Source organism: Neisseria sp. P0009.S007, from assembly GCF_051962515.1.
In genome coordinates, this window is sequence record NZ_JBQCVF010000116.1 from 4,463 (window position 1) to 6,420 (window position 1,958).

The 1,958-nt window shown below is 51.6% G+C and carries 1 protein-coding gene and 2 pseudogenes; 2 read left to right on the forward strand and 1 reads right to left on the reverse strand.

What is annotated here, in order from left to right; all coding sequences use genetic code 11:
• A pseudogene (locus ACTHS3_RS09760) lies at positions 1-506 on the reverse strand (leucyl aminopeptidase); the annotation flags it as partial.
• A gap of 158 nt (positions 507-664) precedes the next feature.
• Here ACTHS3_RS09760 and lptF point away from each other — a divergent pair.
• Together lptF and ACTHS3_RS09770 are read left to right on the forward strand one after the other, a co-directional pair.
• Complete coding sequence (gene lptF, locus ACTHS3_RS09765) at positions 665-1,780, forward strand: LPS export ABC transporter permease LptF (RefSeq protein WP_003686055.1); 1,116 nt, start codon at positions 665-667, stop codon at positions 1,778-1,780.
• Positions 1,777-1,958: pseudogene (locus ACTHS3_RS09770) on the forward strand (LptF/LptG family permease); the annotation flags it as partial. The gene lptF and the pseudogene ACTHS3_RS09770, both read left to right, overlap by 4 nt.

The following is a 1,958-nucleotide window of genomic DNA, read 5'->3' on the forward strand; positions in this document are numbered from 1 at the left end:
GCGGCATTGCCCAAGTCGCGGCAGAGGCTTTGTCCGTAAACTTGCGCTTCGGCAACGCGCAGGGCTTCTTTGACGGCGGCTTCGTGTACGCTGTGGAACACGGCTTCTGCAAATTTGGTCGGTTTGGCTTCTTTTTTATAGCGGTCGAAACGGTAGGCGGCATTGCCGAACGCAATCGCAAACGCTTCGGCAACAGCGGCGGCTTGCGCTTCTTCAAAGGCATAAACGTCCACATTGACCGTTTCTTGATTTTGCGCCCATTTGGCGGCTTCGGCTGCGGTTTTGTTCAATACGGCGCGGTCGGTTTTTTCGAGGCGGGAGACGGCAATGGCTTGCAAACCGTTGTCCGTCGGGATTTTGGTGTCGGCGAAATTTTGACCTTCTTCAAGGGAAGCGAAGAGGGCGAGGGCAGTCGGGTTGCTCAGTTGCGATGCTTCGGCGCAGACAAATAATTGCGCACCTGCCTGTTGAGCCTGCAAAGTTTCGGCTTTTGTGCTAAATTTCACGTTTATTCTCCTGATTGGAACGGTTGTCGGTTGTTCAGACGGCCTGTTGACCAACCGTCCGAACAGATGAAAATCATTGTACTCCATTTGTGTCATGCCGTCTGAAGCCTTATTAATAAATATAGGTTTCCCATAAACCGTATACCACGCTCAATCTTATGATTTACCAAAGAAACTTTATTAAAGAACTTTCCTTTACCGCCGTCGGCATCTTTGTCGTCCTCTTGGCGGTATTGGTGTCCACGCAGGCCATCAACCTGCTTGGCCGCGCAGCCGACGGGCGTGTCGCCATCGATGCCGTGTTGGCCTTAGTCGGCTTCTGGGTAATCGGCATGACACCGCTTTTGCTGGTGTTGACCGCATTTATCAGTACGTTGACCGTATTGACCCGCTACTGGCGCGACAGCGAGATGTCGGTTTGGCTTTCCTGCGGATTGGCATTGAAACAATGGATACGCCCGGTCATGCAGTTTGCCGTGCCGTTTGCCATTTTGATTGCCGTCATGCAGCTTTGGGTAATGCCGTGGGCAGAGTTGCGCAGCCGCGAATATGCCGAAATTTTGAAGCAGAAGCAGGAGTTGTCTTTGGTGGAAGCCGGCGAGTTCAATAACTTGGGCAAGCGCAACGGCAGGGTTTATTTTGTCGAAACCTTCGATACCGAATCCGGCATCATGAAAAACCTGTTCCTGCGCGAGCAGGATAAAAACGGCAACGACAACATCGTTTTTGCCAAAGAGGGCAATTTTTCGCTGACCGACAACAAACGTACGCTTGAATTGCGCGACGGCTACCGTTACAGCGGTACGCCTGGTAAAGCCGATTACAACCGCGTTTCTTTCCAACACCTCAGCCTGATTATCAGCACCACGCCCAAACTCATCGACCCTGTTTCACACCGCCGTACCATTCCGACCGCACAACTGATTGGCAGCAGCAACCCGCAACACCAAGCGGAACTGATGTGGCGTATTTCCTTGACCGTCAGCGTTTTGTTGTTGTGCCTGCTTGCCGTGCCGCTTTCCTATTTCAATCCGCGCAGCGGCCATACCTACAATATCCTGATTGCCATCGGTTTGTTTTTGGTTTACCAAAACGGGCTGACCTTCCTACGCAATGCTGTGGAAGACGGCAAAATCCATTTTTGGCTCGGACTGTTGCCTATGCACATCATCATGTTTGTGATTGCCGTCGTCCTGCTGCGTGTGCGCAGTATGCCTAGCCAACCCTTCTGGCAGGCGGTTGCCAAAAGTCTGACATTGAAAGGCGGAAAATGAACCTGATTTCACGTTACATCATCCGTCAAATGGCGGTTATGGCGGTTTACGCTCTCCTTGCCTTTCTCGCTTTGTACAGCTTTTTTGAAATCATCAACGAAGTCGGCGATCTTGGAAAAGGCAGCTATAACGGCGCAAAATTGGGGCAGTATGTTTTAATGCAGATGCCTGCGCGCGC